This window comes from Rothia nasimurium (assembly GCF_928381415.1).
GTDB lineage: Bacteria > Actinomycetota > Actinomycetes > Actinomycetales > Micrococcaceae > Rothia > Rothia nasimurium_H.
In genome coordinates, this window is the sequence record NZ_CAKMSF010000033.1 from 1 (window position 1) to 421 (window position 421).

The window sequence follows — 421 nt, forward strand, 5'->3', positions numbered from 1 at the left end:
GTGCGGATCATGCTAACCGATGTCAGCGGACGTTCCGTGAGCAACACGTCGGTCGACGTAACGACATCCGATCAGCGCGAGAAACTTCGGTTCAATCAGGAGCGGGCTGGTTTGTACCTGTTGCGGGTGAGCACGGCTAAGCAGGTGGTTACGCTGAAGGTGATCAAGCAATAGCAGTCTATCCAGGCTGTAAATGCTTTTGATCACAGTACATAAAAAATGCCCCGGTCAAAAGCGATCGGGGCATTTTTTGTGTACTGTGATCAATGGTGCCGCGCACTTCCAGACCCCGCGTGTTGACGAACAGCGCCTGCTGACTACTCGCCTGATTCGGTACGTCGGTTTGTTAGTAAGGCACGTTCTCCAGCCCGGCACCGACGTAAACGACTGGTTCTCGTGCAAGTTAATGTCGGGTGTGCGG

General features: G+C 53.9%; 1 protein-coding gene. It reads left to right on the plus strand.

Going from position 1 to position 421, the window contains the following annotated elements; all coding sequences use genetic code 11:
* Positions 1–9: 9 nt before the first annotated feature.
* Positions 10–174, plus strand: a complete 165-nt coding sequence (locus L7A20_RS12160; RefSeq protein ID WP_423817446.1) for a T9SS type A sorting domain-containing protein — start codon at positions 10–12, stop codon at positions 172–174.
* Positions 175–421 lie beyond the last annotated feature (247 nt).

What these genes read in the sequence shown, in the direction of transcription:
- L7A20_RS12160 (WP_423817446.1), top strand. Translation starts at nt 10, where the DNA reads ATGCTAACCGATGTCAGCGGACGTTCCGTGAGCAACACGTCGGTCGAC.